This window comes from Microbacterium sp. (assembly GCF_036566905.1).
Lineage (GTDB): Bacteria > Actinomycetota > Actinomycetes > Actinomycetales > Microbacteriaceae > Microbacterium.
The window spans coordinates 1-1,670 of sequence record NZ_DATCVK010000064.1; the positions used below are offsets into that span (position 1 = coordinate 1).

Below are 1,670 nucleotides of genomic sequence, written 5' to 3' on the forward strand. Positions count from 1 at the left end.
CGCGGTGCGGCACCCCATCCGGTCCCGCCTCCACGGTCGTCGCCGTGCGCCACAGCCACCAGGCCCGCCGCCCGCCCAGCGAGGCCGCGACGGACCGGAAGGCCGCGTCGGCGGCACGCGCCGGATCGGCTGCGGGGTCGCTGGCTGCGAGCGCGTCCTCAAGAATGTCGAGCTCCTCGCCGAGAGGCGCCGCCGGCGGGCGCGCGAGCGCGATGTCGTCGGGGTACACCCGCAGCCGCATGATCCAGCCGCCGGCACCGTCGTCCTGGAACCTCGTCTCGAGGCGCAGCGGGGTGAGGACTTCGACGCGCGTCATGCGAGGGGTCCGATCAGCACGCGCACCGGGAGTGCGAAGCGCCGGTGGGCGAAGTCGCCGCCGTGGTCCTCCGTCGCGGCGATGCCGGGGGCGGGGGCGTGGGCGAATCGATAGCCGGCCGGCGGCTCTTCGAGCACGACCCAGTGGTGGGCGAGCTCGGTGATCGGCACGGGGAATCCGAAGAACGTGACCTCCGGCCCGATCGTGCCGGTGAAGGTGAAGTCGACGCGGCGGGGCGTGGCCAGCGCGACGTTCTCGTCGGGCGGGTCGTCCCAGTCGGGTGCACCGCCGGGCGCTGTGCGGGCGTCGTAGAGGTAGACGATTGTCGTCGGGTACCGCGTGAAGATGGGCGACCGGAAGACCACCACCGCCTCACTGTTGCGGCCGCTCGGAGTCAGTCCCGGATCGCCCAGCGCAGACCCGTCGGGCCACTGGCGGATGGGGCGGATGTCGTGCACGGCGTCCGGGTCGCCGCCCGGGGTACGATCCGTGCGCTGCCAGAAGCGGCGCAGCGGCGAGCTTCGGGGCCGCATCGGAACGTTGCGCCACCGCAGCTCCTGGGCGGCCTGGCGGTTCGCGCCGACGAGAAGGGCCTCGACGAACAGCGGGTTGGTCTCGACGGCGATCACCTCGTGCTTCGCGAGGTCGCCGATGCCGGGCAGCATCCAGTCCGGTGAGGCCGTCGAGAGGAAGCTCCACAGCGGGATGTCGAGCTCGGGCTCGACCTCGAGCGGGCGCATCGAGCGCACGCCGGGCAGTGTCGCGTAGATCCTGATCGCGGCGGGCGGCTCGGGCACCATGGGATCGATCGCGCGCACCACGAGCTCTCCCAGCCGATCGACGTCGACGGGCGCGCACGTCGGCGCGAACTCGTCGGGCGGCTCCTCCCAGGCACCGTCGGGTTCGGGCAGCAGCGGAAAATCACGCGTGTCGAGCAGCTGATTCAGAAGCTCCTCGTCGACCCGGCCGTCGGGACCGGGCTGCATCGCGAACAGCACGCCGGCTAGGCCGGCCGGCTCGACGTCCCGGTCGGCGAGCAGCCGGTCTGCGACGCTCTCGGCGAAGGCGGGGTCGTCGGTCGCGGCGTGGATGGCCTCCCTCGCGTTGCGCAGAGGGTCGGGTTCGGGATCCGGGTGCTGCCGCCCGAGCGCATCCTCCGGGTCCGTCGCGTCGGGGCAGCCGGCGGCGACGGAGACCAGGATGGCGACCCCCGACTGTCCGGGCGCGGCGAGCGAGGACCGTGCGGTACCCGGCCGCAGCGCGCGCCGCGCGACCGACGAGAACAGCGCGGGCGCGAGCTGCGGCGAAGTGGGACGACCGGGGTCGTCGACGTGGCGTACCCCGACCGCGCCGA

The 1,670-nt window shown here is 73.7% G+C and carries 2 protein-coding genes; both read right to left on the reverse strand.

The window, feature by feature from the left end; genetic code table 11:
• Window positions 1-316 (reverse strand): hypothetical protein (locus VIP82_RS05725; protein ID WP_331906542.1); only part of this gene is annotated, 316 nt, incomplete at its 3' end.
• Window positions 313-1,670, reverse strand: a 1,358-nt coding sequence (locus tag VIP82_RS05730) for a hypothetical protein (RefSeq protein WP_331906544.1), incomplete at its 5' end; no start/stop codon positions are given. The genes VIP82_RS05725 and VIP82_RS05730, both read right to left, overlap by 4 nt.